We start from the raw sequence: 26,809 nt of genomic DNA on the forward strand, positions 1-26,809 counted from the left end.
AGGGAACCCTGAGGAACGAAGGGCCCAACCAGGAGCAAGCACCCTTGGTTACTTGGGGTGCTTTTCCAAGTAACTCGCCGAAGGCGAAACAGTCTGCCCCCAGGCTGACGCCCTTGGTCTTCATGAGCCCCGCCGCAGGTCTAAAACCGGGGACAGATTAATTTACGATGAAGCGCTGTAAATAAATCAGTCCCCTTTCAGAGTCCGTAAATAAATCAGTCCCTTTTCAGGGCGCCCACGACGCCTGCCACAATCCGGTCCACCTCATCCCCATCGACCACCAACGGCGGCAACAACCGAATCGTCTGCCCCCGCGTCACGTTGATCAACACCCCATACTCCCGCGCCGCCACCAGACACACATCCCGAATCGGCCGCGTCAACTCAACCCCGATCATCAACCCCATCCCCCGCACCTGCGCCACATCAGGGTGCCCCGCCAGCGCAACGCGCAAGCCCGCCAACAACCGCTCACCCTGCACCGCCGCATTACGCAAAAGCCCCTCCCCCTCAACGATATCCAACACCGTACAACCCACCCGGCACGCCAACGGATTACCGCCAAACGTACTGCCATGACTGCCCGGCGTGAACAACCGCGCCACCGCCGCCGTCGCCAGACACGCACCAATGGGAATTCCATTGCCCAACGCCTTCGCCAGCGTCATCACATCCGGCACGATCCCCTCATGCTCAAAGGCAAACCAGCGACCCGTCCGACCCATGCCAGTCTGAATCTCATCCAGCATCATCAGCCAGCCGTTTTGCGTGCAATGATCGCGCAGCGCCTTCAGATACCCCGGCGGCGGTAACGCCACGCCACCCTCCCCCTGAATCGGCTCGACCAGCACGGCGACAATGCGCTCGCCATACGCCGCCGTCGCCTGTTTAACCGCGACGATGTCACCGAAACCCACCTTCACGAACGCCCCCGACATCGGCTGATAACCCAGCCGCGCGGCGCCGTTGTCACTGGCCGACAACGTGCCGAGGGTGCGGCCGTGAAAGGCGTTGTCCATCACCAGCACCAGCGGGTGCTCGATACCTTTGGCCCAGCCATACAAACGCGCCAGCTTGAGCGCGGTCTCGTTGGCCTCGGCGCCGGAATTGTTGAAAAACACCTGCTCCAGCCCCGACAGCCGGGTCAGACGCTGCGCCAGCTTCTGCTGCCAGTCGATGCGGTAATGGTTGGACGTGTGCAAGAGCAGCCCGGCCTGCTCGCTGATCGCCGCGACAATCTGCGGATGGCTGTGACCGACGTTGGTCACGGCGACACCCGCGACAGCGTCCAGGTACTGACGGCCGCTGTCATCCCACAGCCGCGCGCCTTCGCCACGAATGAAGCTCAAGGGCATCGGTTTGTAGGTGTTCATCAGGCAGGCGGCGGTCATGTCGGTGGCTCCATCACGGGTAAGTGAGGCCAGTATCGTTAGCCCGTTCTGATGTATAAAGATCGCCATCCTTCAGTGACTTTAAAGCAGGGCTTGATAATGGACGTGTTTCTGGCGATGACGGTGTTCGTCAAAGTGGTGGAAGGCGGCAGCATGACCGCGGCCGCGCGCCAGTGCGAAATGTCGACGACCATGGTCGGCAACCACCTCAAAGCCCTGGAGCAGCGCTTGGGTGTGAGCCTCTTGCAGCGCACCACGCGCCGGCAAAACCTCACTGAATTTGGCCTGGAATACTACCGGCGTTGCGTCGAAGTGCTGGGGCTGGTCAACGACTCCGAGCGCATGGCCGAACAGGCCCAGACCGAGCCCAGCGGCACCTTGCGCGTCACCGCCCCGCCGGCCTTCGGCGCCGAACGCCTGGCGCCGCTGCTCAGCGATTTTGTTCAACGCTACCCCGAGATCAAGGTCGAGGTGGTGCTCAGCAATCAGACCATGGACCTGATCGAGCACGGCTTCGACGCCGCCATCCGCCTCGGCACCCCGGAATCATCGGCGTTGATCGCCCGGCCACTGCAGGACTACACCCTGACCATCTGCGCGGCCCCCGCCTACTTAAAACGTCGGGGTACCCCGAAAACCGCCGACGACCTGCGTGACCACGACTGTCTCGCGTTCGCCTACCCGGCCGGTGACGACTGGCGTGCCGCCGAAAAACTGTGGCGCCTGACCGGCCCCGACGGCGTGATGGAAGTGCCGGTGTCGGGCTCGATGATCGTCAACAGCACGCCGGCGCTGCGCCAGGCCGTGCTCGCCGGGATGGGCGTGTCGATGCTGCCTGACGTGCTCATCAGCGAGGACCTGGCCAGCGGAAAGCTCGTGCCGTTGCTGCAGGATTACCAGCCGCCCAGCCGCGCCCTGTGGCTGATGTACCCCCAGGACCGCTACCGCCTGCCCAAGGTGCGGCAGTTCGTCGAGCACGCGTTGCGCGCCTGGGGCAAATAAGCGCTCACGCCAGCGACGTCCCCAACGCGAATTGATAGCAGGCATGTCGGCTATCGACCGACAGAAATAGTGCCCCGTTGCCCCCATCGATACAGTCGTCGCAACACTCAACGACAGGCATCGAGGTCGACAATGTCACGGGCCATCAAATTTCATCGCTTCGGCAAAGCCGATGTGCTCTGTTGCGAGGAGCAGCCTGACCGGTCCCCCGGTCCACAGGAAGTGTTGGTGCGTGCCGAAGCCATCGGCATCAGCTGGGACGACGTGTTGTGGCGGCAGAACCTGTCACTGGCACCGGTGCAACTGCCAGCCGGGCTGGGCAGCGAAATGGCCGGCGTCGTCGAAGCCGTGGGCGCTGGCGTGAACGATCTCAAGGTGGGCGACAAAGTGGCGAGCTTCAAAGCCATGAGCGCCAACCAGTACCCGGTGTGTGGCGACCACGTGATGGTGCCGCGCAACGCGCTGACCCGATACCCGGACGCACTGACACCGGTGCAAGCCAGCGTTCACTACACGCCGATGCTGCTGGCCTGGTTTGCCTTCGTCGAGCTGACCAACGTGCAACCCGGCCAGACCGTTCTGGTCACCGACGAGGACGACATCTGCCTGCGCATCGAGTCGCTGACCCACGGCCACGGCATCGAAGCAGTGTTCGACGGACTGGGCGGCATGCAGATGTCGATGCTGGGCGACGTGTTGGGGCCCCGCGGCAACCTGGTGCTGTACGGCCTGCGCGGCGGCAACAAGACACCCTTCCCGGCGCAGCAGGCGTTTCGCAAGAACATGCGCTTCCACGTGCACTGCCTGGAAAATTTCACCGGCAAGCCGGAGCTGGGCATCGAGCAGAACGGCCCTGCACTGCAACGGGCACTGGACGCCATCAACGAACTGACCGCCAAAGGCCTGCTCAAGCCGGACATTCACCGCACCTGGCCGTTCGAGCAGTTCGGCAAGGCCCACAACCACCTCGACGGGCACCCGGTGCGCGGCCGCGTGGTCCTGAAAGTCAGATAAGCACACGCCGCCGTTCACATCGGGTAACAGACCTGAAGAACTGCCTTGGTTGACGTCGGTGACGCGACGGCCACACTCCAGAAAAGGACTTTCCGAGCGAATGACCGCTCACCCCGCTCCGCCCGCGGAGCTCCATCACACGTCAAGGAATGACTGTATGCCCCTCAACTCATCCGCTGCATCCCGCCCGCCCCATGTTGACTGGATGGCGCAAACGGCTGAACTCGGCCGCTTGCGCATCGACCAACTCATCCTGCCCGGCGCCCACAATTCCGGCAGTGACAAGCTGTCCCCCAACTTCGCCGTACCCCAGGAGATGGCCCAGGACGTCGCGCCCCTGGAACAACTGCGCCAGGGGGTGCGCGCGCTGGATTTGCGCGTGGCGTTTTATTCAAAGTACGAAAAGGGTGACCCGCGGCGTTTTCAGCTGTTTCACCTGACCTCGTCGGGGCGCACGGTCGCCGGGGACATTCTGGCGTGCGTCCAGGGCTTTTTTGAAGAACTGGAGCAGAACGGCTCCCCGGCGCGTGAAATCGTTGTGCTGGATTTCCACCAGTTCAAGGATTTCACCGAACTGACCCATCGGGAATTTCAGGGCCTGCTCACCTCAACCCTGGGCACAAGGACAGTGCCGCGCACCCTGCGCCAACTCACCCTGGAAGACATCTGGAACGATCACCCGGGTAAGAACGTGGTGCTGGCCTACAACCGGAGTTCGGGTGACGAGCTGCTGTGGCCCGGGGTCAAGCAACGCTGGCCCGGGGCGAACCTGTTCAACACCAACACCCTGAAGGCGTTCATCAACGAAGTCGCGGTGGAGTACAAACCCGAGTTCAGCCTGACCGCCATCCAGTGCGCCAAGTATTCGCTGCCGCTGCACGCACCCAGTGACCTGAGCCGAAAGATCGATCAGTGGTTCGAATCGACGGACGAGAACAGCTTCATTCAGAATTTCTACATCATTAACACCGACTGGACCCTGCGCAGCGCCCTGATCGCTCAGTGCCGTCACGCCAATGGTGTGCGTGCCCGCTTCACTGTGCGCCATCCCGATCTGCCGCTGCAGCCCAAGCGGCGAGCCGCCAGCGTCGGGTGATCAGCAGCGGGTGATCAGCCCCTGGCGGGCGACGCGGATCAGCTGGTGAATCACCGCCTCCGCGCGCTCGGCCGTGGGCGCCTGGATGACCGCCAGATCAAACTGATCGTTGCTGAAGCGCTCGAGGGCGTCGTGGGTTTCGATGAATTGAATGAGGAAAGCGTGGGGGCCGCCCTGGCGACGCGGCCAGCCGTCGAGGTAACGCAGCAGCGTCGGCTGATGGGCACCGCCCAGAAGGATTTGCGGATTGCGACGATTGAACTGGCTGGCGATGGGCGCCAGACGAACGAGGGGACGCGGGTGGGAGTGACTGCTCATAGTGTCGTTTTCTCTGCCTCATTGGTCCGCTGGGCAGCGGTGAGAGGCAACACCGAACCAGCGCTTTAGCGGAATTTCGATGACGAATGACCGTCACCCGGCGCCCCGCAAGTAGCTGTTTAAATCGGCGCATGAACGGCATCCTAGAGAAGCGGCGTGGGCATTGTCAATCAGCGGCTCCTGTCGTTTGTTGGCTGAACCGAGCGCAAAAAAAATCCCGGCGTCGCCAGAGGCCGGGATTGGGTTGCCAGGAAGCTGGCCGGGGAATCAGCGACGTGCGATCAATCGATCCAGGGACAGGCGACCGGCGCCTTCGAAGAGCACCGCCACAGCGCCGGCAATCAACGCCAGGCCGAACTCGTAACCGTTGTTGGCCATGAACAAGCCGTTGTGGATGTGCACCGTGAGGATCGCCACCACCAGCATCACGATCACCACCAACGCCGCAGGCCGTGCCAGCAGGCCAAGGAACAGCGCCAGACCCCCGAAGAATTCTGCGCTGCCGGACATCAACGCCATCAGGTAGCCAGGGTTCAGGCCCAGGCTCGCCATGTACTGGCCGGTGCCTTCAAGGCCATAGCCGCCGAACAGGCCGAACAGCTTCTGGCTGCCGTGGGCCATGAGGATGATGCCGATAAGGATCCGCAGACCGGTGATGCCGAAACCGGCGTGGGTGTTGAAGATTGATTTGAGTTGAGCATTCATGGCGGGCATTCCGAGTGATGTGAGAATGGCGCCATATTAATCGGTTCTATAAATATGAGAATCGCAAAATACGCGCCATACCTATCGAACTATTAGATCTTTCAGCGCGTCGCCGGACGCTCCAGTGAACTGCGGGCCTGATCAAATGCGAGGTAGTACTTGTTGACGCTGTTAACGTAACTCACGACGTTCTTGCCGCCCTGCTCCATCGCCACGCGCTCGACCTGAAAAAACCACTGGTTCGGGTTAAGCCCCTGGCGCTTCGCTTCCGCGCGCATGGCCTGCACCCGCTCCGGGCCGAGGTTGTAGGCGGCCAGGGTGAAGGCCATGCGCTCGCGCTCGTTGATTTTCGGGCTGGCGAAAAACTTGCGCCGCAGCAGCGCCATGTATTTGCTCGCCGCCTGCACGTTGCCGTCGAGGTCATGAATATTGTCGACGCCGACGCGCTGGGCGGCCGACGGCGTAATCTGCAGCAGGCCCGTGGCGCCGCTGCCGCCCTTGGCAACCGGGTTGAGGGAAGATTCCTTGAACGCCACGGCGGCGAGGTCCAGCCAGTCCATCTTCTGTTTGTCGGCATGCAGTTGCAGCGTGGGGCGGAGTTTTTCCAGGCGCTGACGGTCTTCGCGGGCCAGCGGATTGTGGATCTGGTAGCGGTCCTTGTAGGCGGTCTGGAAGGCGGCGTCCTGATTGCGCGGCGGTTCGTAGGTTTGCAGGAAACGGTCAACGGCGCCGCGCAACACCACCGCGTCCTTGCGCACAAACCAGTTCATGTCGCCCGGATCGCTCAAGGCCGCAGCGCGGTCGATGCGCAGCTTCGGCATCACTTTGGCCCAGCGCTCGGCGATCGGTTGCTCGACCACGGTCAGGTGATAAACCCCGGCCTGGACCATTTCCAGCACGTCTTCCACCGCCAGGCTCGGGTCGACCCACTCGATCTTCACCGGCGGCAACTTGCGCAGGGCCAGTTTCTGGTTGAGCTGAAGAATGGCTTCATCGGCGGCGCTGCCGCTGGTCAGCATCAGTGTGCGGCCCGAAAGCTGTTCGGGATGCCTGAAGCCCCGCTCACCCTTGACGCCGACCACCACCAGCGGCACCTGGGCCACCACCGGTTCAGACGCGTCAACGTAATGCGCGGCGCTGGCGTCGAGCAGTTCGCCCGGCGCAACCATGTCACCTTCGCCCCGCTGGAGCGCGGCAAGCAATTGGTCCTTGGCTTTGGGAATGAGTTTGAGGGAGATTTTCTGACCGTCGCGGGCATGGCTGTTGAGGTAGGTTTCGAACGCCTGCAAGCGACGGCACTCGACGCCCACGGGCTCACCCTGAACTTCAGCGGAGCTGTTACGGCTCTGATTGACCAGCACCCGCAGGACTTTGCCGCTGCGGATTGCCGGCAGGTCGCGCACCTGATTCTTCTTGATCACCACGGGCGGGCCGGCGGGTCGCGGCGACGCATGGCCGGGCACGGCCATGACGCACATCAGGGAAAACAGGGACGCTCGGATCATTGACGCTCCGACGAAAGGCCGAAAAAGACGGGCTTGAAGTCTGCGTCGCGCAGCTGACCGGCTCGCGGCGTGCATCGCGGCGTGCGTCAACAAAACGGGATCACAGGGTTCGGGTATTCCAAGCAGTTGAGCCTGCTTGTTTTTTATCGCTTCAATCGCTCTGTTATTCTTCTCGGCCTCTGGCCTGAGGTAGCACCATGCAACTAATAGACATTGGCGTCAACTTGACCAACCCCAGCTTCGCCGCCCGCGAACGCGAGGTGGTGGAGCGCGCGTACGCCGCCGGCGTCGGTCAGTTGATCCTCACCGGCACCGACGTCGAGGGCAGCGAAAACGCCCTTGTGTTGTCGCGCCAGCTTGATGAAAGCGCCGAGCGATTGTTCAGCACTGCCGGCATTCATCCGCACTCGGCAAGCGCCTGGACGGGCGAAACCGAAAACCAGCTCAGGGCCCTGTTGCGTGAAAAGACGGTCTGCGCCGTGGGTGAATGCGGGCTGGATTTCAATCGCGACTTCTCCCCTCGCCCGCAGCAGGAAAAAGTCCTGGAAGCGCATCTGGCATTGGCTGTCGAGTTGCAGCTGCCGGTGTTTCTCCATGAGCGCGACGCCGACGAGCGCCTGCTCGCCATTTTGCGGGACTACCGCGACCAGCTCCCGGCGGCGGTGGTGCATTGCTTCACCGGGGAAAAACGCGCGCTGTTCAACTATCTGGACCTGGATCTGCACATCGGCATCACCGGCTGGATCTGCGACGAACGCAGGGGCACGCACTTGCACCCGCTGGTCCGCGAAATTCCGCGCGGCCGCCTGATGCTGGAAAGCGACGCGCCCTACCTGCTGCCCCGCACCTTGCGCCCCAAGCCGAAGAACGGCCGCAACGAACCGGCCTATCTGCCCGAGGTTCTTCGCGAAGTGGCGCTGCATCGAGGCGAGAGCCCGGAGGATGTCGCGGCCCACACCACTGATTGCGCACGGGCGTTTTTTGCGTTGCCGGTGGTGGAAGCTGCCACTCAAGCGTCGTAACAGTCGAAACAGGCGCCGGCATGTTTCGCAGGCCGAAGTTGCAGGCGCGCCGTCTGACGAGTCATCCCATAAACACCCATTGACCCAGATCAACGCTTCGCGTCTTCAAAGGGCACAAAATGATGGCACCTTGCCTTATCTCGTGCACCCACAGAAGACTTCCACCATGGCCCGCTGGCTGAGCAATGTTTCGCTGAAATACAAGTTCTGGGCGGTCAACGCCGTTGCGTTTTTCACCACGCTGTTGCTGGTCCTTTACGCCCTGCAGCTGGAACAACAAACCCGCGCCAACGACGCCAGGGCCGCCGCGCAGGCCGAAGCGCAGTTGTTGAGCGCCTGGCCCGCCGGGCAACCACTGCCAGCGGCGGCCCACCGTTTGACGTATCCAGCGGGACAGGTGCCGGTGTTCAACGGTCAGCCCCTGCCCTCCCTGAGTACGGTCACCGGCTGGGCCGACCTGAAGGCCGACACAGACGGTACGCCTCTGATCGGCGCCTATGTCATCCAGCGCGGTGATCAACGCATCGCTGTGCTCGCCGCTGCGCCACACCTGCTGCAACTGGTGGGCGAGCGCTTTGTCCAGTACGCGGTCGCGGTGTTCATTCTGATGCTCGCCATGCTCGGCGCGTCGCAACTGCTGATCCGCTTTCTGCTGACCCACCTCAACACCCTCAAAGACGTAATGCTGCATGTTGAACGCAGCGGCGACCTCTCGGCGCGCGTGCCACTCGCCGGTGAAGATGAAGTCGGGCAGATGGCCAAGGCCTTCAACGCCATGCAGGCCGGTTATCAACGCATCGTCACCACCGTGGCCCATTCCGCCGCCCGCCTGGATGCAGGCGCGGGCCAAATGGCGTCGGGCATGAGCGAGGTGCGCCAGGGCATGCTCGGCCAGCAGAGCGAGACCGACCAAGTGGCAACGGCCATCAATGAAATGACCGCCACCGTCCACCACATCGCTCAACACGCCGGCGCCACCCGTGATCAATCCCGTAACGCTGATAAGCTCGCGGGCACCGGCAAAGCCGTGGTTGATCGGGTCGAGGCGTCCATCGCCGGGCTGTCCAGCGGGGTGCAACAGACAGCCGGGATGATCCAGCGGCTGGCCGAGGACAGTCAGAAAATCAACGGCGTGGTGAGCGTGATTCACAGCATCGCCGAACAGACCAACCTGCTCGCCCTCAACGCCGCCATCGAAGCGGCCCGCGCTGGCGAGATGGGACGCGGCTTCGCGGTGGTGGCCGACGAGGTGCGGCATCTGGCGCGTCGGGTGCAGACGTCCACCGACGAGATAACCACCATGGTCTGCACCCTGCAGGCGGGCACCCGCGATGCGGTGGATTTCATGCAGGAGAGCTCGCACAAGGCCGACGACTGCGTGCAGCGCGCGCGGGAAGCGGGTCAGGCGCTGACGGCGATCACTGAAGCGGTGGCGCAGATGCGCGAGAGCAACACTCAGATTGCGGTGGCCGCGCAACAACAGAGCCAGGTGGCCGAAGAAATGAACCGCGCCGTGGTGAGCATCCGCGACGTGACCGAGCGCACCGTCCGGCAGACCGTGGACTCGGCCGGCACCAGCGATGAGCTGGCGACACTGGCGGGCGCCTTGAACACCGCCATCGGACAGCTGAAATTACAAGGCTGATTGCCTCGCGCGGCTGCGATTACTCAGAGGCATGCTGCCTATCAGGCTGATAGCAATCCTCGATTCGCCGAAGTAAAACGCCGGGCCTATTCTCACCTCAATCGAAAACACTTCTTGTTAATGTTTCACCGAGGTAAGCGTCATGCCCAAGTTCATTACGGATCTCCACATCGGCGAATTTTTCCACCCATCGCGCAAGGAAGGCCTGCCGTCCCATGTCGTGCTGTCGTCCCTGGCGTTTCCGCTGGCCATCGTCTCCGGGCTGTTGCTGCTCGACGGCGCGTTCAACGGCAGCCTGACCTCCGCCGCCATCGGCGTGCTGGGTCTGGTCGCTGCCCAAGCCATCAAAGCCCGAGGCCAATAAGGCCTCAGGCGTTTGACAGGTTCATAAATGCATCAGGTGAGCACGTGTCACTAAACTTGCGGCATGCACGACTGATCAGCCGAAAACTGTCACCGTTTGGCGACTGATCGCCACCAACTCCCCTTTCGGCGTCCACAACGCCGCCGCGGTATGACCGTAGCCATCGCGGGCATGCTCGATCACCGCTCGGTACTGCGTCCAGTCATGGGTGGTCATGGCGGGCAACGGCTGCACAAACTCGATTGTCCACGTCAACGAACTCCCCGGTGCCGGCTTGTTCAGGTGCGGCAGCACCGCAGGCGGCCAGGTGTCGACCAGTGCCAGCAGGTGCGCTTCGGTCAAGGGTTCCTCTTCCACGTCACGCAATCGCGCGTAACCGCCAATCGCACCGGACGGCGTATTGGAAAACGGCAGGCCACCCAGCGCCCAGCGCAGGTCAATAAAGCGCAGGTATTCCGGCATCACCCCTGACACAAACGGAAACGGCTGGATCTCGTCCACCGGTGTGAACACCGGCGCTGGCTCGGCCTGCACCGAAATCATCGACTCGCGTGGGGCGCCGAAGCTGCCCTGAATCAGGGTCATGACCTCGCCGTTCTGCATCGCCCGCCCCAACACCTGGCTGACGGCCTTGCCCTCGCGGAGGATCTCCACGTCAAACGAGATCGGCGTGTCGATGGCCGGCGGGGCCACAAAACAGATCGCCAGCGACCGCACCGGCCGCTCGGCAGAGACCTTCGCGCGCATCGCTTCATACATCAACGCGGCCATCAGCCCGCCGAAGCAGGCACGCCCTTGGGCCCATGAGGCGGGGATGCTGACGGATTCGGGACGGGTGCGGACGGCGTCGAGCAGCTCGGAGAATTTCATGGACGTTCCAGGGTGGCAGGCGGGATGTGCAAATGGTAGCGAGGCAGCTGCCGCAGGACAGGGTTTATAAACGCCAATCCTGCGGACGAGACGGTTAAAAGGCTGCGCTGGACAATCCTGCGCGAGGGCCCTTAACGCGAGGAATGCTTACCAAAGCAAGCCTTGTACAAGCGTTCCAGCACCTGGTCAGACTTTTGCTCGGCACGATGAATGCCCAATTCCCACCCGGCCACGCAAGGTGAAAGATCGGCCTGATGCCGCGCCTGCTCCAGCCATTGCAGGTGATCGTGCCAGTCGCCCAGAGCGCCCTGGGCCGCTTTCAACCGGCGCTCCATGTTCTTCGGCTGATGACTGAGTTCAGGGTAAGCCTCACCGGCGTAACGCACGCGCTTGATCAACAGGCGCAGTCGATGGCGGTCGTGGGCAGGGTCGCCCATGGCTTCGCGCAGTTGCTTCCACTGTTTGTCCAGGCGCTTTTCAATGCGCTGGCGCAATTTATCGAGCAGGCCGTGGCGTTCCTGGGTGCGCAGCAGGGCTGGCAATTGGTCCAGCACGCCGAACAGACGATTGAGCTCCGCAGAGCTGGCCACTTTCGGGCACGCGGTTTTCAGGTATTGATCGCGCTTGGCCGCGGCCTGGGGCAGACCCTGTTCCTCGAGGAACGCCGCCAGTACCTGCATGTCCCGCAAGGGCGTGGTCAGCGCACCGACCTCCTTCGCCGCCCCTTCCACTTGATCCAGCCCTGGCAGACCGCGCAGCGGGCGCAAGACACTGCGCAGGCGGCGGACGTTGGTGCGCAGGTCGTGCAGCGCTTCGCTGTCGGTGGAGACTTCCAGCCGCGCGTGGCAGGCAAGCAGTTTGATGTTAAGGCCGATAATCTCGGCGACCAGGTGATCGACCATCGCTGACATGAAACACTCCTTGGTTGAAGATGAATGTCTGATGACTTACGGCCGCTTGTCCCTCACAGCGGACAAACGCCACGGCAGGCTGCGGCGCAGGGATTTCAGGTGCTGGCGCAGGGTACCGACCGAGCCGTCCGCCCCGGCATAGCGCTGGGCTTCGAATTCGTCGACAAAATCCCTGATCGCCCCGGCGTGCGCCGGCAGTTGCGCGGCAGCACGTTGGGAGAAGGCCTGAGCACCCTCACCCGGCTGACGCTTAAGACCCTGCCGGGCGAGCAGACGTTCGAAATGGTTGAACAGGCGCAGCTGCGAATCGCTTTCGCGCCGCCACGGCTTAAACAGCCACAGCGCCAGCAGCCCGAGAATAGCCGCCGCACCGCCGGCGAACACCGGTGCCTGAAACCCCGAAAACCAGCGGCCGAGCACTTGCAGTTGCTGCTGCCCCTGATAGCCCAGCACCCAGCGTTGCCAGCCGTAATTGAGGTTGTCCCAGCCCATGCGAATCGAATTGACCCAGGCCAGGTGCCGATAGCGCAGCGGGGACATTGGCGAATCGCCGAGAAAGTCTTCGTCCGCCGCCAGCGCCTGTTCAAGCCCCTGCTCGACCCGTGCGGGTGCCACCGCGGCGGTCGGGTCGACACTGCGCCAACCCACGTTCGGTTGCCAGTACTCGACCCAGGCGTGGGCATCGAACTGGCGCACGGTCAGGTAGTTGCCGTCCGGGTTCAGCTCGCCGCCCTGATAGCCAGCGACCACCCGCGCCGGCACGCCTGCCGCGCGCAACGCGAAAGTCATGGCCCCGGCGTAATGGGCGCAGAAACCGGCGCGGCTGCCGAACAGAAAGTCATCGATGCTGTTGGCGCCCAGCGCGGGGGGCCTAAGGGTGTAGCGGAACGGCTGCGAGGTGAAGTACGACAGCAGCGCGTCCACCACGGCGTCGGTGCCGGGATGGCGCCGATGCAGGTCCGCTGCCCACTCGCGCACTTGGGGATTGCCTTTGGCCGGCAGTTGCAGGGCCTGCACGCGGGCGCCGTCGCTGAGCACGGTCTCGCGCACTGCGTCAGGCCAGGATTCGGCGTTGTAGAGCATCGATTGCTCGACTGGTCGCCGCCGCTGCCAGCGGAAATCGCTCATCTGGCGCACGCCGGCCAGATCGGTCTGGCCCACGTCGAGGGTCATCAGCCACGGTTTGCCGGTCGGCTCCAGTACCACGCTGTAGCCGACCCGCTCGCCTTCCCGGCGCCACAGCGGCGCGTCCGGCACTTGCGCCCGGGAAGACTGCGACCAGCGTCTGCCGTCGAACTGCTCCAGGGTCAGCGCGCGCCAGTACAGCTGATTGCGCGGCGGCAGCGGGCCGTCAAAACTTGCGCGAAACACCAGCTCGGCGGACTTGCTCAGCTCGGCGATGTCCCCCGGCGCCATGCTGTCGGACAGCCCGGTCAGCGCCTTGTTGCTCGGTTGCGGCAGCGACCACAGCGGATCGAGACGGGGAAAGAACAGAAACAGCAGGATCATCAGCGGCACGGCCTGCAGCAGCAATTTGGCCGACAGCCTGAGCGTGGCGGCAGGCTTCCCGGAAATGCCGGACTGTTGCAGGCCGATCAACGCCGCCAGCAGCGTGGTGATCGGCAGCAGGGTAAACAGGCCCCAGAGCAGCGAGTCTTCGAACAGGTAACCGACCGCGATGCAGAAGAAGCCGAGGAAGATCAACACCAGCGCATCACGCCGATTCTGCATTTCCAGCATCTTCAGAATGAACGCGGCGATCAGCAGCGCCGCCCCCGCATCCAGGCCGATCAAGCTGCCCCGCGCCAGGTAAATGCCCCCGGCGGTGCCGACCAGCAGTCCCGACTTGATCCAGGTGCCGGGCATACGCACGCGCATGCGGAAGATCTGGATGCGCCAGAACGAGCAGACCAGCCACAACACGATCAACGCCACCGGCACATGCAAGGCGAATGGCACGATCACCAGCGCCTGAGCGATCAGCAACCAGTTGAGGCTGACCCGCGGAATCGGTTTCGCCAGGCTTGAGGACGTCATCGCGCAGCACTCTTTATCGGCCCCGTCATGCCCGCACCCCGTACAGCGCCAACTGGCGCAAACAGGCTTCGCGGTGGGCGTCGCCGCTGTCCACGGCCGAGATGAAACCGGGCAGCCGCAGCGCGAAGGGTTGCTGACGCTGGGACAACTCCAGCACCCAGTAGCACAGGCGCGACAGCCGCTCCTCGATGTCACCGCCCAAAGCCATGAAGTCCAGACACAGGTCGTGACCGCTGAGGTCGCTGAACTCTTTGACCATCAGCCCCTGCCCCCGCGACCAGGCTTTCCAGTGCATGCGCCGCATCGAGTCGCCCGGCTGCCACAGGCGCAGGCCCTGATAGTCATCGACGCCGGGGCCCGTCGTCGCGTGGCCGTCGTCCTCGGCATGGGGTTGCACGCCTTGCAACAGCGGCATGGTTCCGGCCACTGGTTGCGGGTAGATCAGCACGGTCTGTTCCAGGTCCAGCCAGCTCCAGGCGCGAAAAATACCCAGCGGAAACACGCTCTCCACCCGCAAACGCGGCGCCCGCATCCAGCCGCGCTTGAGCGCCGGCAGGGTCAGGCCGACTTCGACCAGGCGCTCGGCCTCGACGTCGGTCTGCTCCAGTTGTTCGCTGTCCCAACCCAGGGCAATCGCCTGATGGCCATGGCCGGTGCTTTCCAGACGAAGGCGCAGTTGCACCGGTTCGCCGACGAACACCGAACGCGCATGGCCGCCGCTCAGCACCAGCCCGCTGATGTTGCGGTAGGTGTGCAGAATGGCGAGCACGCCCACTGACAGCATCAGGAATGTCAGGCCGTAGGCGAGGCTGTTCTGGTAGTTGATCGACACCAGCAACAGCAGAAATAGAATGAGCGCGTAAGTGCCGCCGACCCGGGTCGGCAGGATGAAGATTCGGCGGTGATCCAGCTCGACCCGGGACGCTGGGGGGATTCGACGCCCCACCCAGCGCTGCCAGACCGGTTTGAAGCGTTCGATCACAGCACCGGCACCTCGCGCAGTAACCACTGAACCAGCGCGCCGCCGCCGTGCCCGGTCGGGTCAGTGCGCTCGCGCAGGCGGTGGCTGATGACGGCAGGCAGAATCGCCTGCACGTCTTCGGGAATCACGTAATCGCGCCCGGCGAGCAACGCCCAGGCCCGCGCCGCCGAGAGAATCGCCAGGCTCGCGCGGGGTGACAGGCCGTAGGCAAATTGCGGCTGGCTGCGCGTGGCATCGACCAGCCGCAGCACATAATCGACCAAGGCGTCGCTGGCCCGCACCTGCCGCGCCTGCTGCTGGAGGGACGCGAGCTCGGCGTGGTCCAGCAATGGCTCGATGCGCGGCAGCAGATCGCGGCGGGACTCGCCCAGCAGCAGGGCCTTCTCCGCCGACCGCGCGGGATAGCCCAAGGACAGGCGCATGAGGAAGCGGTCCAGTTGCGATTCCGGCAGGGCGAAGGTGCCGCCCTGGCTGAACGGGTTCTGGGTGGCGATGACAAAAAACGGATCGGGCAGCATACGGGTCGCGCCCTCGATGGTGACCTGGCCCTCTTCCATCGCCTCCAGCAGTGCGCTCTGGCTTTTGGGCGTCGCGCGGTTGATTTCGTCGGCCAGCACCAGCTCGGCGAAGATTGGCCCGGGGTGAAAGGTGAATTGCCCGGTGTCGCGATCAAAGACGGACGTGCCAAGGATGTCGCCCGGCAACAGATCGGAGGTGAATTGAATGCGTTGATAGCTCAGGCCAAGCACCCGCGCGAGGGTGTGGCTGAGGGTGGTTTTGCCCATGCCGGGCAAGTCTTCGATCAACAAGTGCCCGCCGCCCAGCAGGCAGGTCAGCGCCAGGCGGACCTGCGGTTCCTTGCCCAGCACCACTTCATTGATCGCGTTGAGACACGCATCCAGTTTTCTGCCCATCGGAAGGCCTCCCCAGGCGACTGCTCATGGCTAATAGGACTGCAAACGATGCCAGACGTGCAGCCACTGTAAGGTCAGCGTAGGCGTTTTCGCTAGAGCGGGAGGGAGGGATTCATCAGGGTGGAGCGAAACAGGACTGTAGGAGTGAGCTTGCTCGCGATCCGCGTTATCTCAGTCAGCTAGATGGCGACTGACAGCAGGCTTCGCGAGCAAGCTCACTCCTACAGGGAGACCGCTTAATGGCTGCGGACTTTGGAACGATCTCAGCGACCCGCGCGGGACTCACGGATGTAGAAACGGGCTTTCTCAGCTTTCTCGGAGCAACCTTCGAAGGCTTCGAACTGCTGCTGGGTCTTGGCGCCGGTCAGCAGCGACAGGGCCTTGGAGTAGCTGACCGTGCCAGCGAACCCTTCCGCCTTGGCCAGATCCAGCTCGTGCCAGGCCGCGTCAAGGTTGGTGGCGCAGCTGTCGCGGTAGGCCGTTTTGCCGGCGCAACCGGTGAGAACCAACGCCAACAGGGGCAGGCAGATCCAGGCTTTCATGGGTGTTACCTCAACTAAGGAAATCATTGATGCGGCTTTGACGGTGCGGCGATGCAAAAGTGCCACGCCGGGGCGATGCACAATACCCGTTTCGCGCGGTTGGCGTTACGCTGGTGTGTGATGAATCGGCCGCCTTGCGCGCCGCCTGAACGCTGACAGTGGGAAACCGCACATGAATAAACGCATCGCGCTGGTTCTGGGCTCCGGGGGCGCACGGGGTTATGCGCACATCGGTGTCATCGAAGAGCTCGAACACCGCGGCTATGACATCGGCTGCATCGCCGGCTGTTCCATGGGCGCGGTGATCGGCGGGATCTACGCGGCAGGCAAGCTCCCCGAGTACAAGGCGTGGATCGAAAGCCTGGATTACCTGGACGTGTTACGGCTGGTGGACGTGAGTTTCCGGCTGGGGGCGATTCGCGGCGAGAAGGTGTTCGGCAAGATTCGCGACATCGTCGGCGAGATCAACATCGAGGACCTGCCCATCCCTTACACGGCCGTGGCCACCGACCTGACCAACCAGCAGGAGATCTGGTTTCAGGAAGGCAACCTGCATTCGGCAATGCGCGCCTCGGCGGCGATCCCCAGTCTGTTCACCCCGGTGGTCCAGGGCAATCGCACGCTGGTCGATGGCGGCCTGCTGAACCCGTTGCCGATCGTGCCGGTGGTGTCGAGCCATTGCGATTTGATCGTCGCGGTCAACCTCAACTCCACGACCCAGAAGCATTACACGTTGCCGGTGATCGAGCGCCCGCCCGCGGTGAAGAAGCGTTTCGACGGCCTGATGACGTCCATCGGCTCGCACCTGCCGTTCCGCCGCAGGCTGGACCTGACCGGCGAGGATGGTTTGCGTCTGGCGCAGCAGCGGCTGAAACCCAGTGCCGCCGTGCTGACGGGCAATCCGTGGCTGATGGCCGACATCGAATCCGCCGACCCCCAAGGCCAGCAACCCTCCGCCGCGCCCACCCAGGCCGGGGCGCCGAGATCGGCCAGCGGCTCGATTATCATCGACAACGTCGGCCCCGCCTCGCTGCTGGATTTGATCAACCAGAGCTTCGAGGTGATGCAGACGTCCCTGGCGCAATACAAAATCGCCGGCTACCCGCCCGACATCCTGATCAACGTGCCGAAACGCGTGTGCCGGTTCTTCGAATTCTACAAAGCCCCGGAGCTGATCGCGCTCGGGCGGCAGATCGCCAGAGAAACGCTGGATCGGTATGAGCAGGAGCATTAAAGGCGTGGCTTCCGACGCTTTCCCGGCTAAAGCCGGCCCCACAGTCGAGGTCACCGTAAGTCCCGAGCGATGCACGCGATGCTTTAGTGGGACCGGCTTCAGCCGGGAAGAGGCCCGCATGAACGCCATCAATCACGCGGTGTGACCTCCGACGCTTTCCCGGCTAAAGCCGGTCCCACAGTCGAGGTCACCGCCAGCCCCGCAGGTGTGCGAGATGCTTTAGTAGGACCGGCTTCAGCCGGGAAGAGGCCCCCATTACCATCATCAATCACGCGGTGTGACCATCAACGCTTTCCCGGCTAAAGCCGGTCCCACGGTCAAGGTCAACGCCAGTCCCGAGGGATGCACGCGATGCTTTAGTAGGACCGGCTTCAGCCGGGAAGAGGCCCCCATGACCACCATCAATCACGCGGTGTGACCACCGGCGCTTTCCCGGCTAAAGCCGGTCCCACGGTCGAGGTCAATGCCAGTCCCGCAGGTGTACGCGATGCTTTAGTAGGACCGGCTTCAGCCGGGAAGAGGCCCGCATGACCACCATCAATCATGCGGTGTGACCATCAACGCTTTCCCGGCTAAAGCCGGTACCACAGTCGAGGTCAACGCCAGTTCCTCAGGTGTACGCGATGCTTTAGCGGGACCGGCTTCAGCCGGGAAGAGGCCCCCATGACCACCATCAATCACGCGCTGTGACCACCGGCGCCTTCTCGGCTAAAGCCGGCCCCACAGTCGAGGTCACCGTCAGTCCCGAGCGATGCACGCGATGCTTTAGTGGGACCGGCTTCAGCCGGGAAGAGGCCCGCATGAACGCCATCAATCACGCGGTGTGACCTCCGACGCTTTCCCGGCTAAAGCCGGTCCCACAGTCGAGGTCACCGCCAGCCCCGCAGGTGTACGCGGCCGATGGAGGGAAAACGATGCTTCACCCATTCACCAACCGATACCCAACCCCCGCCTCGGTGACGATGTACTGTGGCGCGGCGGGGTCGTCGCCGAGTTTCTGGCGCAGGTGCCCCACCACGATGCGCAGGTAATGGGTGTCTTCGACATGGGTCGGGCCCCAGATGTCCTTAAGCAGTTGCTGTTGGGTAATGACCCGACCGGGATGCCGCGCCAGTTGCGCCAGCACCGCGTATTCCTTGCGGGTCAGGGCGACTTCCACATCGCCCAGGGACACCCGCCGATAGGCCAGGTCAATGTTCAGCGGGCCAATGAGCACCGCCGACTCCACTTGGCCGCCGTCCGGCGCCTGGCGCAGCAGTGAGCGAATCCGCGCCAGGAACTCCTGAATGCCGAATGGCTTGGTCACGTAATCGTTGGCACCGGCGTCCAGCGCGCGAACTTTCTCGCCCTCGCTGGCACGCACCGACAGCACCAGCACCGGCACCGCCGACCATTCGCGAAACTGGCTGAGCACATCCTGCCCGTCCATGTCCGGCAGGCCCAGGTCGAGCACCAGCAAGTCAGGTTTATTAAGTGCGGCCTGGGTCAGGCCGTCGTTGCCGGTCCCGGCTTCCAGCACTTTGTAGCCTTGTGACGCGAGGCTGATGCGCAGGAATTTGCGGATCTGCGGCTCGTCATCGATCACCAGAATGGTCGCCGTCTGGCTCATGGGTGTCCTGTCATTAGAAAAAAGTGCCGTCACAAAGTTCCGTCAGCGTATCGCAAAACGGTTTCAGACCGCCTGGTCCATTTCCGCTTCAGGCTGCGCCTGCAGCGGCAAATGCAGACTGATGCAGGTGCCGCGACCGTCGATGCCATCGCCCACGCTGATCCGTCCGCCATGGGCGCCGACCATGCCCTGACAGATCGCCAGCCCCAGCCCCGTGCCCTGCCCGCCTCGGTCACCCCGCGCGGCGGTGTAGAACATATCGAAAATCTTCGCCCGTTCGCTCTCCGGGATTCCCGGCCCCTCATCGCTGACGGCAAAGACGATCTCTTCGTTCTGCGCACTGACCGCCATCTGCAGACGGCCATTGACCGGCGAAAAGCGCGCGGCGTTTTCGATTACGTTGATCAACGCCTGCTCGATCAGCGCGGCGTGGACATACAGCAGCGGCAGCTCTGCCGGCAATTGGGTCATGACCTGCAGCGGCGCGAGGACGGCGCGAAGGCGATTGAGTGCGCTGCCGACGATGTCACCCGGTGAGACCCAGTCCCGCGCCAGCTTCAGCGCGCCGTGGCCGAGGCGCGTCATGTCCAGCAGGTTCTGAATGTAACGGTCCAGGCGCTCGGCCTCGTCGCGGGTGCCTTCGAGCAACTCGCGGCGGTCTTCCAGCGGAATCGCCTCGCCCAGCGCCAGCAGGCTGTCGATGCTGCCGCGCATGGCGGTCAGCGGCGTGCGCAGGTCGTGGGACACCGAGGCCAGCAAGGCGCTGCGCAGTTGTTCGGTCTCGCCATGCAAACGCGCGGCTTCCAGGTCTTCGGCCAGACGCGCCCGGGCCAGGGCCTGACCCAGTGGCTGACTCAGCGCCGTGAGCAACCGTCGACGCTGAGGTGTAAAAGTCTGGCCCTGTTTCGCACGAATCCCCAGCAAGGCCAGCGGCGCATCGTCCACCCACAACGGCAGCCACCACCAACTCCCCGACGGCAGCGTGCCGGTGCCCTTGCCCGCCGGTTGCCCGTGCTGCCAGGCCCAGTCCGCCGCCGCGCGCTCGAACTCGGAAAACTCCAGCGGCCCGCCGACTTCCACCTTCCACCCCTGCTCGCGGTCGTTGTCCAGGACGCACAGCTGCAACTCGCTCCAGCCGGCCAGATGATGATCGGCCGCACTGAGCACCGCCTGGCGATCGGTGGCGGCGGTCAGGCGGCGTGACAGGTCGAGCAGTTCGCTGGTCTCCTCCTGGGTGTCGCGCAGCGCTTGCAACTGGCGACGCTGACGAGCGGCGAGATTGCCGGTCAGCGCGGCCATCAACAGGAAGAACAGCAGCGTCAGCACGTCTTCTTCGCGCTGGATGCTCAGGGAAAAATTCGGCGGAATGAACAGAAAGTCATACGCCAGAAACGACAGCACCGAACAGACCATCGCCGGGCCGACGCTGCTGCGCACGGCCACCAGCAGCACGGCGGCGAGAAACACCAGAGAGATGTTTGGCAGCGCCAGCCAACTGGACACCGCCCAGGCCAGGGCGCTGGCGCCGACCGTGGCGAACAGCGCCAGGGCGTAATCGAACCAGACCAGATTGGGCGGCGAGGTGGACAGCGCCTGATCGGGACGCGATTCGCTGTCGAGCACGTTGATTTCCAGACCGTGGGCATTGCGCAGCAGACGCGACGCCAACCCGCCGCCCAATACCCGACGGCGCAGCGAAGGCCGCGACTGGCCCACCAGCACCAGACTGGCGCGGCGTTCGGTGGCGTGCTGAATCAGCGTCTTCGCCACTTCCGGCGCGCGCAGCACCACCACTTCCCCGCCGAGGCGTTCGGCGAGCTGCTGGGCGTTCTGCAAACGGCCGCGGGCCAGTTCGTCGAAAAAGCGCCCGTTGTCGACGTGCACCAGACTCCACGGCAGATGCCGCCGTTGCGCGACACGACTGGCATGGCGCACCAGCCGTTCGGCCTGGGCGTCGCCGTCGATCCCCACCAGCAGACGACCGCGCACCGCCGGCGCCGCCTGACCCAACTGCCGGTAGCCCAGCGCCAGGTCGTTGTCCACTTGGGCGGCGGCGGTTTGCATGGCCATTTCCCGCAGCGCGGTGAGGTTGGTCTGGGTGAAAAAGGCATCGATGGCGGCGCGGGCCTGCTCCGGCACGTAGACCTTGCCGTCGCGCAGCCGCTCCAGCAGCTCCCGGGGCGGCAGGTCGATCAGCACCAGTTCGTAGGCTTCCTGCAACACCCAGTCCGGCAGCGTTTCGCGCACTTGCACGCCGGTGATGCCGCGCACCTGATCATTGAGGCTTTCCAGGTGCTGAACGTTGACCGTGGTGTAGACGTCGATCCCCGCCGAGAGCAGTTCCTGAATGTCCTGCCAGCGCTTGGCGTGGCGACTGCCCGGCGCGTTGCTGTGGGCGAGTTCGTCGACCAGCACCAGTTTGGGTTTCGCTGCGAGCAGACCGTCCAGGTCCATCTCTTCGAGCATGACGCCGCGGTACTCGGAACGCAGCATCGGTTGCTGCGGCAAACCGCCCAGCAGCGCTTCGGTCTCGGCACGGCCGTGGGTCTCGACGACCCCGGCCAGCAGCGAAACGCCCTGACGCATCTGCGTGTGCGCGGCCTGGAGCATGGCGTAGGTCTTGCCCACGCCAGGCGCCGCGCCAAGAAACACCTTCAGCCGCCCGCGATCGTCCCGAGGAAGATTGACCAGCAAAGCGTCGGCGCGGGTGGTTGAATTCACGAAAAGTTGTCCTGGTGCAGGGTGATGTGCGCGCGTGTGGCGGCGCCCGGTGGCGTCAGTTCACGAGTTTGCCAGACGGTAACCGATTCAGACTCAGATTCAAGTCCAGCACGTTCACCACCGGCGGGCCGATCAGCGAGGTCTGGGTGTTCTCGGCCACCAGTTTCTGCACCGACTCGCGCGGCAGGTTACGCGCCGCTGCGATGCGGGCCACCTGATATTCGGCTGCGGCGGGCGACAAGTGCGGATCAAGACCGCTTGCGGAGGTGGTCAGCAGGTTCAGCGGCACCGGGCCCTGGTTGTCGACTTTCTCTTTTGCGGCATCATCGGTCACTCGCGTCGCCAGCGCCGGATTGCTCGGCGCCAGGTTGCTCGCGCCGCTGGCCACGGTGGCATAGGCGCCGGCAGAGGGACGCGGGTGAAACCATTCTTCGCCGGTGAAATTCTGTGCGATCAACTCGGAGCCGCGCACCTTTTCATGGTCGTCGTAGACCAGGCTGCCGTTGGCCTGATCCGGAAACGCCACTTGGGCGACACCGGTCACCACCAACGGGTAAGCCACGCCGGTGATCAGGGTCATCAGAACGATCAGGCTCACGGCCGGACGCAATACGCTGGACATCATTCAATCCTCATTTCGAAGTGAGCGCCGCGCGGGATCATCACCACGCGGCGCGATCAACGGGTTAAACCAGGTGCAGAGCGGTCAGCAGCAGGTCGATCACCTTGATGCCCACGAACGGCACGACCAGCCCGCCGAGGCCATAGACCAACAGGTTGCGGCGCAGCAGATGCGCCGCGCTGGCGGCCTGCACCCGGACACCGCGCAGCGCCAGCGGGATCAGCACGACAATGATCAGCGCGTTGAAGACGATGGCCGACAGAATCGCGCTCTGCGGGCTGGCCAGGTGCATGATGTTGAGCACGCCCAGTTGCGGATAAATCGCCGCAAACAGCGCCGGCAGGATGGCGAAGTACTTGGCCACGTCGTTGGCGATGGAAAAGGTCGTCAGGGCACCGCGGGTCACCAGCAATTCCTTGCCGATCTGCACCACGTCCAACAGCTTGGTCGGGTCGCTGTCGAGATCGACCATGTTGGCCGCTTCACGCGCTGCCTGGGTGCCGTCGTTCATGGCCATACCGACGTCGGCCTGGGCCAGCGCCGGCGCGTCGTTGGCGCCGTCGCCGCACATCGCCACCAGACGCCCGTCGTTCTGTTCCTGACGGATGCGCTCCAGTTTCTTCTCGGGAGTGGCTTCGGCCAGCACGTCATCGACGCCGGCTTCTGCCGCGATCGCTGCAGCCGTCAGCGGGTTGTCGCCGGTGACCATGACCGTGCGAATGCCCAGTTTGCGCAGCTCCTCAAAACGCTCGCGAATGCCCGGCTTGACCACGTCCTTGAGGTGAATCGCGCCGAGCAGTTTGCCGTCGCCGCAGACCAGCAACGGCGTGCCGCCGGTCTTGGCGATCTTGTCGATTTCCCGCGCCAGCACCGGCGGCAGGTCGCTGCGGTCACGGCCGAGGAATTTCAGCAGCGAGTCCACGGCGCCCTTGCGGTACACACGGCCCTCGAAATCGACGCCAGACAGACGGGTTTCCGCCGTGAACGGCACCGCCGTCAACTGGCTCGGCGCAGGCTCGGTCATCGGGTGCTGCCCGCGCAGGTATTCGACGATGGACTTGCCTTCAGCCGTGTCATCGGCCAGCGAGGCCAGCAGTGTGCCTTCGCTCAGCTCTTTCGGCGTCACGCCCGGCGCGGCATACACCGCCGCGCAACGACGGTTGCCGAACGTGATGGTGCCGGTCTTGTCCAGCAGCAGCACGTGCACGTCACCCGCCGCTTCCACCGCGCGGCCGGATTTTGCGATCACGTTAAGGCGCACCAGGCGGTCCATGCCGGCAATGCCGATGGCCGAGAGCAGGCCGCCGATGGTGGTCGGAATCAGGGTCACCAGCAGCGCCACGAGGAACACCAGCGGCAGGTTACCGCCGGCAAAATGCGCGAACGGCTGCAGGGTGACGACCACCAGTAGGAAGATCAGGGTCAGGCCGATCAGCAGAATGTCGAGGGCCACTTCGTTGGGGGTCTTCTGCCGTTTGGCACCTTCGACCAGCGCGATCATGCGGTCCAGGGTCGACTCGCCGGGGTTGGCGCTGATCCGCACCAGCAGCCAGTCGGACACCAGACGGGTGTTGCCGGTGACGGCCGAACGGTCGCCGCCGGACTCGCGAATCACCGGCGCAGACTCACCGGTGATCGCCGCTTCGTTGACCGCCGCGATGCCTTCGATGACCTCGCCGTCGCCCGGGATCAGCTCCCCGGCTTCAACGCGGACCACATCGCCCTTGCGCAGGGTGGCAGCGTTGACCATCTCGTAACTGCCGTTTGCGCCCTGGATCCGCGCCTTCAGGCCTTCGCTGCCGGCTTTCAGGCTGTCGGCGCGGGCCTTGCCGCGACCTTCGGCCAAGGCTTCGGCGAAGTTGGCGAACAACACGGTGAACCACAGCCAGATCGCGATCTGCACGGCGACGGACGTTGGCACTGCCGGGTCAGGGATCAGGCACAGCACGGTGGTCAAAACCGCGGTCAGTTCGACCACCAGCATCACCGGCGCACGGTGCAACTGGCGCGGGTCGAGCTTGACGAACGCCTGCACCAGCGCCGGGCGCCACAGGGCGGCAAGACCGGTCTTGGCCGCGACGGGCTGCGCGTCGTGGTTTGTGGCCTTGCTGGCCGGAATTTTACTGTCCGGGCTCTTTGTTACGGGGGCTTGCATGTTCATGGTGTGGTCCTCAGAAGCCCAGGCTCAAGTGTTCGGCAATCGGTCCCAGTGCCAGGGTCGGCAGGAACGTCAGGCCACCCACGAGCAAGATGGTCACGGTCAGCAGGGTGACGAACAGCGGGCCGTGGGTCGGGAAGCTGTTCTGGCCCAGCGGCGAGCTCTTCTTCGCCGCCAGACTGCCGGCCAGCGCCAGCACCGGCAGGATGTAGCCGAAGCGGCCGATGAACATCGACAGGCCCAACATCAGGTTATGGAAGGGGGTGTTGGCGCTGAAGCCGCCGAAGGCCGAACCGTTGTTGGCGGTCGCCGAGGTGTAGGCGTAGAGCAACTGACTGAAACCGTGGGCGCCGGGATTGCTCACCGCCCCCGCCGGACCGGGCAAGGTCGCCGCCAGCGCGCCGAACACCAGCACGCCGACCGGCATCACGATCAACGTCGCCACCAGCAACTTGACCTCACGGGCCTGCAGCTTCTTGCCGAGGTATTCCGGGGTGCGGCCGATCATCAGGCCGGCGAGGAACACCGCGATCAGAACGTTCAGCAACATGCCGTAGAGGCCTGCGCCGACGCCGCCGAAGATCACTTCGCCGACCATCATGTTGGCCAGAGCGATCATCCCGGTGAGCGGGTTGAGGCTGTCATGCATGCCGTTGACCGAACCGTTGGACGCCGCCGTGGTGGTCGCCGCCCAGAGCACGGTGGCCGTGGTGCCAAAGCGGGTTTCCTTGCCTTCCATGGGCGCGGCCTGCTCGACCGACGCAATGTTCAGCGCAGGGTTGGGCTGGTATTCGGACCACATCGCCGTCGCGCCGCCGATCAGAAACAGCGCCAGCATGCAGGCGATGATCGCGCGGCTCTGGCGCATGTCCTTGACGTAATGGCCGAAGGTGAACACCAGCGCCACCGGAATCAGGATGATCGACACCAGCTCGAACAGGTTGCTCCAGATGGTCGGGTTCTCGAACGGATGCGCCGAGTTGACGCCGAAGAAGCCACCGCCGTTGGTGCCCAGTTGCTTGATCGCAATCTGGCTGGCGGCCGGGCCCAGGGGAATGGTCTGGTCGGTGCCTTGCAGGGTCACGGCGTCCACGTAATGGGCGAACGTTTGCGGCACGCCTTGCCACACCAGCAGCAGCGCCAGTACCAGGCACAGCGGCAGCAGGCCGTAGAGGGTGGCGCGGGTCATGTCTGCCCAGAAGTTGCCCAGGTGCTGCGTCGAGCGACGGCTGATGCCGCGGCAAAACGCGACCAGCACGGCGATGCCGGTGGCGGCGCTGACGAAGTTTTGCACGGTCAGGCCGGCCATCTGGCTCAGGTAGCTGAGGGACGCTTCGCCGCTGTAGCTCTGCCAGTTGGTGTTGGTGACGAAGCTCATGGTGGTGTTGAACGCCAGCGACCACTCCATGCCGGGCAGGCCCTGTGGGTTGAGGGGCAGCGAGCCTTGCAGGAGCAGGATGGCGAACAGGACGACGAACCCGGCCAGGTTGAAGGCCAGCAGGGCGATTGTGTAGGTTTTCCAGTTGTGTTCGACGGTGGGGTCGACGCCGGACAGGCGATAGCAGATGCGCTCGACCGGGCCCATGACCGGGGTCAGGAAGGTGCGTTGGCCTTCCATGACGTTGTAGTAGAACCGTCCCAGCAGCGGCGCGGGCAGTAGCACCAAGGCGAAAAACGCCAGTATCAGCAGGTAGTCGTAACCGTGCATGTCCGTTACTCCTCGACCCGGCCGGCGCGCAGGAGCGCGACCAGCAAGTAAACGAATAACCCTGCTGCGAGCAGCAGTGACACCCCATCCAGAACGCTCATGAAAAACTCTCCGTCATACGGCGACTGCCGTGTGGGGCAATTGTGTTCAGTGGGGGTGTAAAGGAACGAGAGCGACGGGGGGTGGGGGGCATAAAGAAAGCGTAAAGAGTGTTTGTTTTCGTGGCTCTGGAGGCTTTACAAGGCGTTTATATCCATTATCTGTGTGTGCAGTTATTAGGGTTCCGCCCTTACGGCGGGTCACTTTTGGCAAAAGCGCCCCAAAAGTAACCAAAAACGCTTTGCTCGTGGTTTGGCCCGACTTCGTCGGGTTCCCTCACTCCGACGACGCTCCGTGGGCCCGCGCCGAACGGACATCCATGTCCTGACGGCGCTCTCGC

General features: G+C 63.9%; 23 protein-coding genes. 7 read left to right on the forward strand and 16 right to left on the reverse strand.

All coding sequences use genetic code 11. From position 1 onward, the window contains the following. Window positions 1-215 precede the first annotated feature (215 nt). On the reverse strand, window positions 216-1,391 hold the full coding sequence (locus QWI18_RS25265) for an aspartate aminotransferase family protein (RefSeq protein WP_369320145.1): 1,176 nt from the start codon (window positions 1,389-1,391) through the stop codon (window positions 216-218). Between the two features lie 99 nt (window positions 1,392-1,490). Here QWI18_RS25265 and QWI18_RS25270 point away from each other — a divergent pair, with 99 nt between their 5' ends. The 3 genes from QWI18_RS25270 (at window position 1,491) to QWI18_RS25280 (ending at window position 4,503) form a co-directional block, all read left to right on the forward strand. After that, window positions 1,491-2,393, forward strand: a complete 903-nt coding sequence (locus QWI18_RS25270) for a LysR family transcriptional regulator (protein WP_369320146.1) — start codon at window positions 1,491-1,493, stop codon at window positions 2,391-2,393. Between the two features lie 132 nt (window positions 2,394-2,525). Then, window positions 2,526-3,407 carry a zinc-dependent alcohol dehydrogenase family protein gene (locus QWI18_RS25275; RefSeq protein ID WP_369320147.1) on the forward strand — a complete coding sequence of 294 codons (882 nt, stop codon included), beginning with the start codon at window positions 2,526-2,528 and terminating at the stop codon, window positions 3,405-3,407. 157 nt (window positions 3,408-3,564) lie between these two features. Then, window positions 3,565-4,503 (forward strand): hypothetical protein, encoded by a 939-nt coding sequence (locus QWI18_RS25280; RefSeq protein WP_369320148.1) that lies wholly within the window; start codon window positions 3,565-3,567, stop codon window positions 4,501-4,503. On the opposite strand, the gene QWI18_RS25285 is transcribed toward QWI18_RS25280, so the two are convergent. The 3 genes from QWI18_RS25285 to QWI18_RS25295 all read right to left on the reverse strand — a co-directional run bounded on the left by QWI18_RS25285 (window position 4,504) and on the right by QWI18_RS25295 (window position 7,031). Next, complete coding sequence (locus tag QWI18_RS25285) at window positions 4,504-4,821, reverse strand: hypothetical protein (RefSeq protein ID WP_065986329.1); 318 nt, start codon at window positions 4,819-4,821, stop codon at window positions 4,504-4,506. 267 nt (window positions 4,822-5,088) lie between these two features. Then, window positions 5,089-5,526 carry a DoxX family protein gene (locus QWI18_RS25290; RefSeq protein WP_065986328.1) on the reverse strand — a complete coding sequence of 146 codons (438 nt, stop codon included), beginning with the start codon at window positions 5,524-5,526 and terminating at the stop codon, window positions 5,089-5,091. A 101-nt stretch (window positions 5,527-5,627) separates the two neighbouring features. Next, window positions 5,628-7,031 carry a transglycosylase SLT domain-containing protein gene (locus QWI18_RS25295; protein ID WP_192135989.1) on the reverse strand — a complete coding sequence of 468 codons (1,404 nt, stop codon included), beginning with the start codon at window positions 7,029-7,031 and terminating at the stop codon, window positions 5,628-5,630. Between the two features lie 197 nt (window positions 7,032-7,228). Here QWI18_RS25295 and QWI18_RS25300 point away from each other — a divergent pair, with 197 nt between their 5' ends. The 3 genes from QWI18_RS25300 (at window position 7,229) to QWI18_RS25310 (ending at window position 10,062) form a co-directional block, all read left to right on the forward strand. Next, window positions 7,229-8,053: a TatD family hydrolase gene (locus tag QWI18_RS25300; RefSeq protein WP_192135991.1), complete on the forward strand. Its 825-nt coding sequence runs from the start codon at window positions 7,229-7,231 to the stop codon at window positions 8,051-8,053. Window positions 8,054-8,219: 166 nt separating this feature from the next. Beyond that, window positions 8,220-9,698, forward strand: a complete 1,479-nt coding sequence (locus tag QWI18_RS25305; protein ID WP_369320149.1) for a methyl-accepting chemotaxis protein — start codon at window positions 8,220-8,222, stop codon at window positions 9,696-9,698. A gap of 142 nt (window positions 9,699-9,840) precedes the next feature. After that, window positions 9,841-10,062: a hypothetical protein gene (locus tag QWI18_RS25310; RefSeq protein ID WP_065986324.1), complete on the forward strand. Its 222-nt coding sequence runs from the start codon at window positions 9,841-9,843 to the stop codon at window positions 10,060-10,062. Window positions 10,063-10,137: 75 nt separating this feature from the next. Here the strand turns inward: QWI18_RS25310 and QWI18_RS25315 are convergent, their stop codons facing one another. From QWI18_RS25315 to QWI18_RS25340, 6 genes are all read right to left on the reverse strand, one after another. Next, entirely contained in the window at window positions 10,138-10,932 is a 795-nt protein-coding gene (locus QWI18_RS25315; RefSeq protein WP_065986323.1) for an acyl-CoA thioesterase II, read from the reverse strand. 131 nt (window positions 10,933-11,063) lie between these two features. After that, window positions 11,064-11,834, reverse strand: a complete 771-nt coding sequence (locus tag QWI18_RS25320) for a CHAD domain-containing protein (protein WP_369320156.1) — start codon at window positions 11,832-11,834, stop codon at window positions 11,064-11,066. 45 nt (window positions 11,835-11,879) lie between these two features. After that, window positions 11,880-13,880 carry a DUF3488 and DUF4129 domain-containing transglutaminase family protein gene (locus QWI18_RS25325; RefSeq protein ID WP_369320150.1) on the reverse strand — a complete coding sequence of 667 codons (2,001 nt, stop codon included), beginning with the start codon at window positions 13,878-13,880 and terminating at the stop codon, window positions 11,880-11,882. 25 nt (window positions 13,881-13,905) lie between these two features. Continuing rightward, the gene (locus QWI18_RS25330) at window positions 13,906-14,889 is read right to left on the reverse strand and encodes a DUF58 domain-containing protein (protein ID WP_369320151.1); all 984 of its coding nucleotides are present in this window, start codon (window positions 14,887-14,889) and stop codon (window positions 13,906-13,908) included. Beyond that, window positions 14,859-15,776, reverse strand: coding sequence for an AAA family ATPase (locus QWI18_RS25335; RefSeq protein ID WP_369320152.1), 918 nt, complete (start codon window positions 15,774-15,776; stop codon window positions 14,859-14,861). The genes QWI18_RS25330 and QWI18_RS25335 overlap by 31 nt, the downstream gene beginning before the upstream one ends. A 263-nt stretch (window positions 15,777-16,039) precedes the next feature. Further along, window positions 16,040-16,318 carry a hypothetical protein gene (locus QWI18_RS25340; RefSeq protein WP_062381160.1) on the reverse strand — a complete coding sequence of 93 codons (279 nt, stop codon included), beginning with the start codon at window positions 16,316-16,318 and terminating at the stop codon, window positions 16,040-16,042. Between the two features lie 172 nt (window positions 16,319-16,490). Here QWI18_RS25340 and QWI18_RS25345 point away from each other — a divergent pair, with 172 nt between their 5' ends. Beyond that, window positions 16,491-17,552, forward strand: coding sequence for a patatin-like phospholipase family protein (locus QWI18_RS25345; RefSeq protein WP_369320153.1), 1,062 nt, complete (start codon window positions 16,491-16,493; stop codon window positions 17,550-17,552). Window positions 17,553-18,471: 919 nt separating this feature from the next. Here the strand turns inward: QWI18_RS25345 and QWI18_RS25350 are convergent. The 6 genes from QWI18_RS25350 to kdpF form a co-directional block, all read right to left on the reverse strand. After that, window positions 18,472-19,161, reverse strand: coding sequence for a response regulator (locus QWI18_RS25350; RefSeq protein WP_192136007.1), 690 nt, complete (start codon window positions 19,159-19,161; stop codon window positions 18,472-18,474). Between the two features lie 63 nt (window positions 19,162-19,224). Continuing rightward, the gene (locus QWI18_RS25355) at window positions 19,225-21,882 is read right to left on the reverse strand and encodes a DUF4118 domain-containing protein (RefSeq protein WP_369320154.1); all 2,658 of its coding nucleotides are present in this window, start codon (window positions 21,880-21,882) and stop codon (window positions 19,225-19,227) included. 55 nt (window positions 21,883-21,937) lie between these two features. Beyond that, window positions 21,938-22,504: a potassium-transporting ATPase subunit KdpC gene (gene kdpC, locus QWI18_RS25360; protein ID WP_369320155.1), complete on the reverse strand. Its 567-nt coding sequence runs from the start codon at window positions 22,502-22,504 to the stop codon at window positions 21,938-21,940. Window positions 22,505-22,568: 64 nt separating this feature from the next. Beyond that, window positions 22,569-24,665 (reverse strand): potassium-transporting ATPase subunit KdpB, encoded by a 2,097-nt coding sequence (gene kdpB, locus QWI18_RS25365; protein WP_296310572.1) that lies wholly within the window; start codon window positions 24,663-24,665, stop codon window positions 22,569-22,571. A 10-nt stretch (window positions 24,666-24,675) separates the two neighbouring features. Continuing rightward, entirely contained in the window at window positions 24,676-26,370 is a 1,695-nt protein-coding gene (gene kdpA / locus QWI18_RS25370) for a potassium-transporting ATPase subunit KdpA (protein WP_065986315.1), read from the reverse strand. A 5-nt stretch (window positions 26,371-26,375) separates the two neighbouring features. After that, complete coding sequence (kdpF, locus tag QWI18_RS25375) at window positions 26,376-26,471, reverse strand: K(+)-transporting ATPase subunit F (protein ID WP_037009437.1); 96 nt, start codon at window positions 26,469-26,471, stop codon at window positions 26,376-26,378. Window positions 26,472-26,809: the final 338 nt, after the last annotated feature.

The sequence above is a fragment of the Pseudomonas sp. W2Oct36 genome, from assembly GCF_041060465.1.
GTDB classification, from domain to species: domain Bacteria; phylum Pseudomonadota; class Gammaproteobacteria; order Pseudomonadales; family Pseudomonadaceae; genus Aquipseudomonas; species Aquipseudomonas graminis_B.

What these genes read in the sequence shown, in the direction of transcription:
- QWI18_RS25300 (WP_192135991.1), top strand. Translation starts at nt 7,229, where the DNA reads ATGCAACTAATAGACATTGGCGTCAACTTGACCAACCCCAGCTTCGCC.
- QWI18_RS25285 (WP_065986329.1), bottom strand. Translation starts at nt 4,821, where the DNA reads ATGAGCAGTCACTCCCACCCGCGTCCCCTCGTTCGTCTGGCGCCCATC.
- QWI18_RS25320 (WP_369320156.1), bottom strand. Translation starts at nt 11,834, where the DNA reads ATGGTCGATCACCTGGTCGCCGAGATTATCGGCCTTAACATCAAACTG.
- QWI18_RS25335 (WP_369320152.1), bottom strand. Translation starts at nt 15,776, where the DNA reads ATGGGCAGAAAACTGGATGCGTGTCTCAACGCGATCAATGAAGTGGTG.
- QWI18_RS25345 (WP_369320153.1), top strand. Translation starts at nt 16,491, where the DNA reads ATGAATAAACGCATCGCGCTGGTTCTGGGCTCCGGGGGCGCACGGGGT.
- QWI18_RS25295 (WP_192135989.1), bottom strand. Translation starts at nt 7,031, where the DNA reads ATGATCCGAGCGTCCCTGTTTTCCCTGATGTGCGTCATGGCCGTGCCC.
- QWI18_RS25270 (WP_369320146.1), top strand. Translation starts at nt 1,491, where the DNA reads ATGGACGTGTTTCTGGCGATGACGGTGTTCGTCAAAGTGGTGGAAGGC.
- QWI18_RS25275 (WP_369320147.1), top strand. Translation starts at nt 2,526, where the DNA reads ATGTCACGGGCCATCAAATTTCATCGCTTCGGCAAAGCCGATGTGCTC.
- QWI18_RS25290 (WP_065986328.1), bottom strand. Translation starts at nt 5,526, where the DNA reads ATGAATGCTCAACTCAAATCAATCTTCAACACCCACGCCGGTTTCGGC.
- QWI18_RS25315 (WP_065986323.1), bottom strand. Translation starts at nt 10,932, where the DNA reads ATGAAATTCTCCGAGCTGCTCGACGCCGTCCGCACCCGTCCCGAATCC.
- QWI18_RS25265 (WP_369320145.1), bottom strand. Translation starts at nt 1,391, where the DNA reads ATGACCGCCGCCTGCCTGATGAACACCTACAAACCGATGCCCTTGAGC.
- QWI18_RS25305 (WP_369320149.1), top strand. Translation starts at nt 8,220, where the DNA reads ATGGCCCGCTGGCTGAGCAATGTTTCGCTGAAATACAAGTTCTGGGCG.
- QWI18_RS25280 (WP_369320148.1), top strand. Translation starts at nt 3,565, where the DNA reads ATGCCCCTCAACTCATCCGCTGCATCCCGCCCGCCCCATGTTGACTGG.
- kdpC (WP_369320155.1), bottom strand. Translation starts at nt 22,504, where the DNA reads ATGTCCAGCGTATTGCGTCCGGCCGTGAGCCTGATCGTTCTGATGACC.
- kdpF (WP_037009437.1), bottom strand. Translation starts at nt 26,471, where the DNA reads ATGAGCGTTCTGGATGGGGTGTCACTGCTGCTCGCAGCAGGGTTATTC.
- QWI18_RS25310 (WP_065986324.1), top strand. Translation starts at nt 9,841, where the DNA reads ATGCCCAAGTTCATTACGGATCTCCACATCGGCGAATTTTTCCACCCA.
- kdpA (WP_065986315.1), bottom strand. Translation starts at nt 26,370, where the DNA reads ATGCACGGTTACGACTACCTGCTGATACTGGCGTTTTTCGCCTTGGTG.
- QWI18_RS25325 (WP_369320150.1), bottom strand. Translation starts at nt 13,880, where the DNA reads ATGACGTCCTCAAGCCTGGCGAAACCGATTCCGCGGGTCAGCCTCAAC.
- QWI18_RS25350 (WP_192136007.1), bottom strand. Translation starts at nt 19,161, where the DNA reads ATGAGCCAGACGGCGACCATTCTGGTGATCGATGACGAGCCGCAGATC.
- kdpB (WP_296310572.1), bottom strand. Translation starts at nt 24,665, where the DNA reads ATGAACATGCAAGCCCCCGTAACAAAGAGCCCGGACAGTAAAATTCCG.
- QWI18_RS25340 (WP_062381160.1), bottom strand. Translation starts at nt 16,318, where the DNA reads ATGAAAGCCTGGATCTGCCTGCCCCTGTTGGCGTTGGTTCTCACCGGT.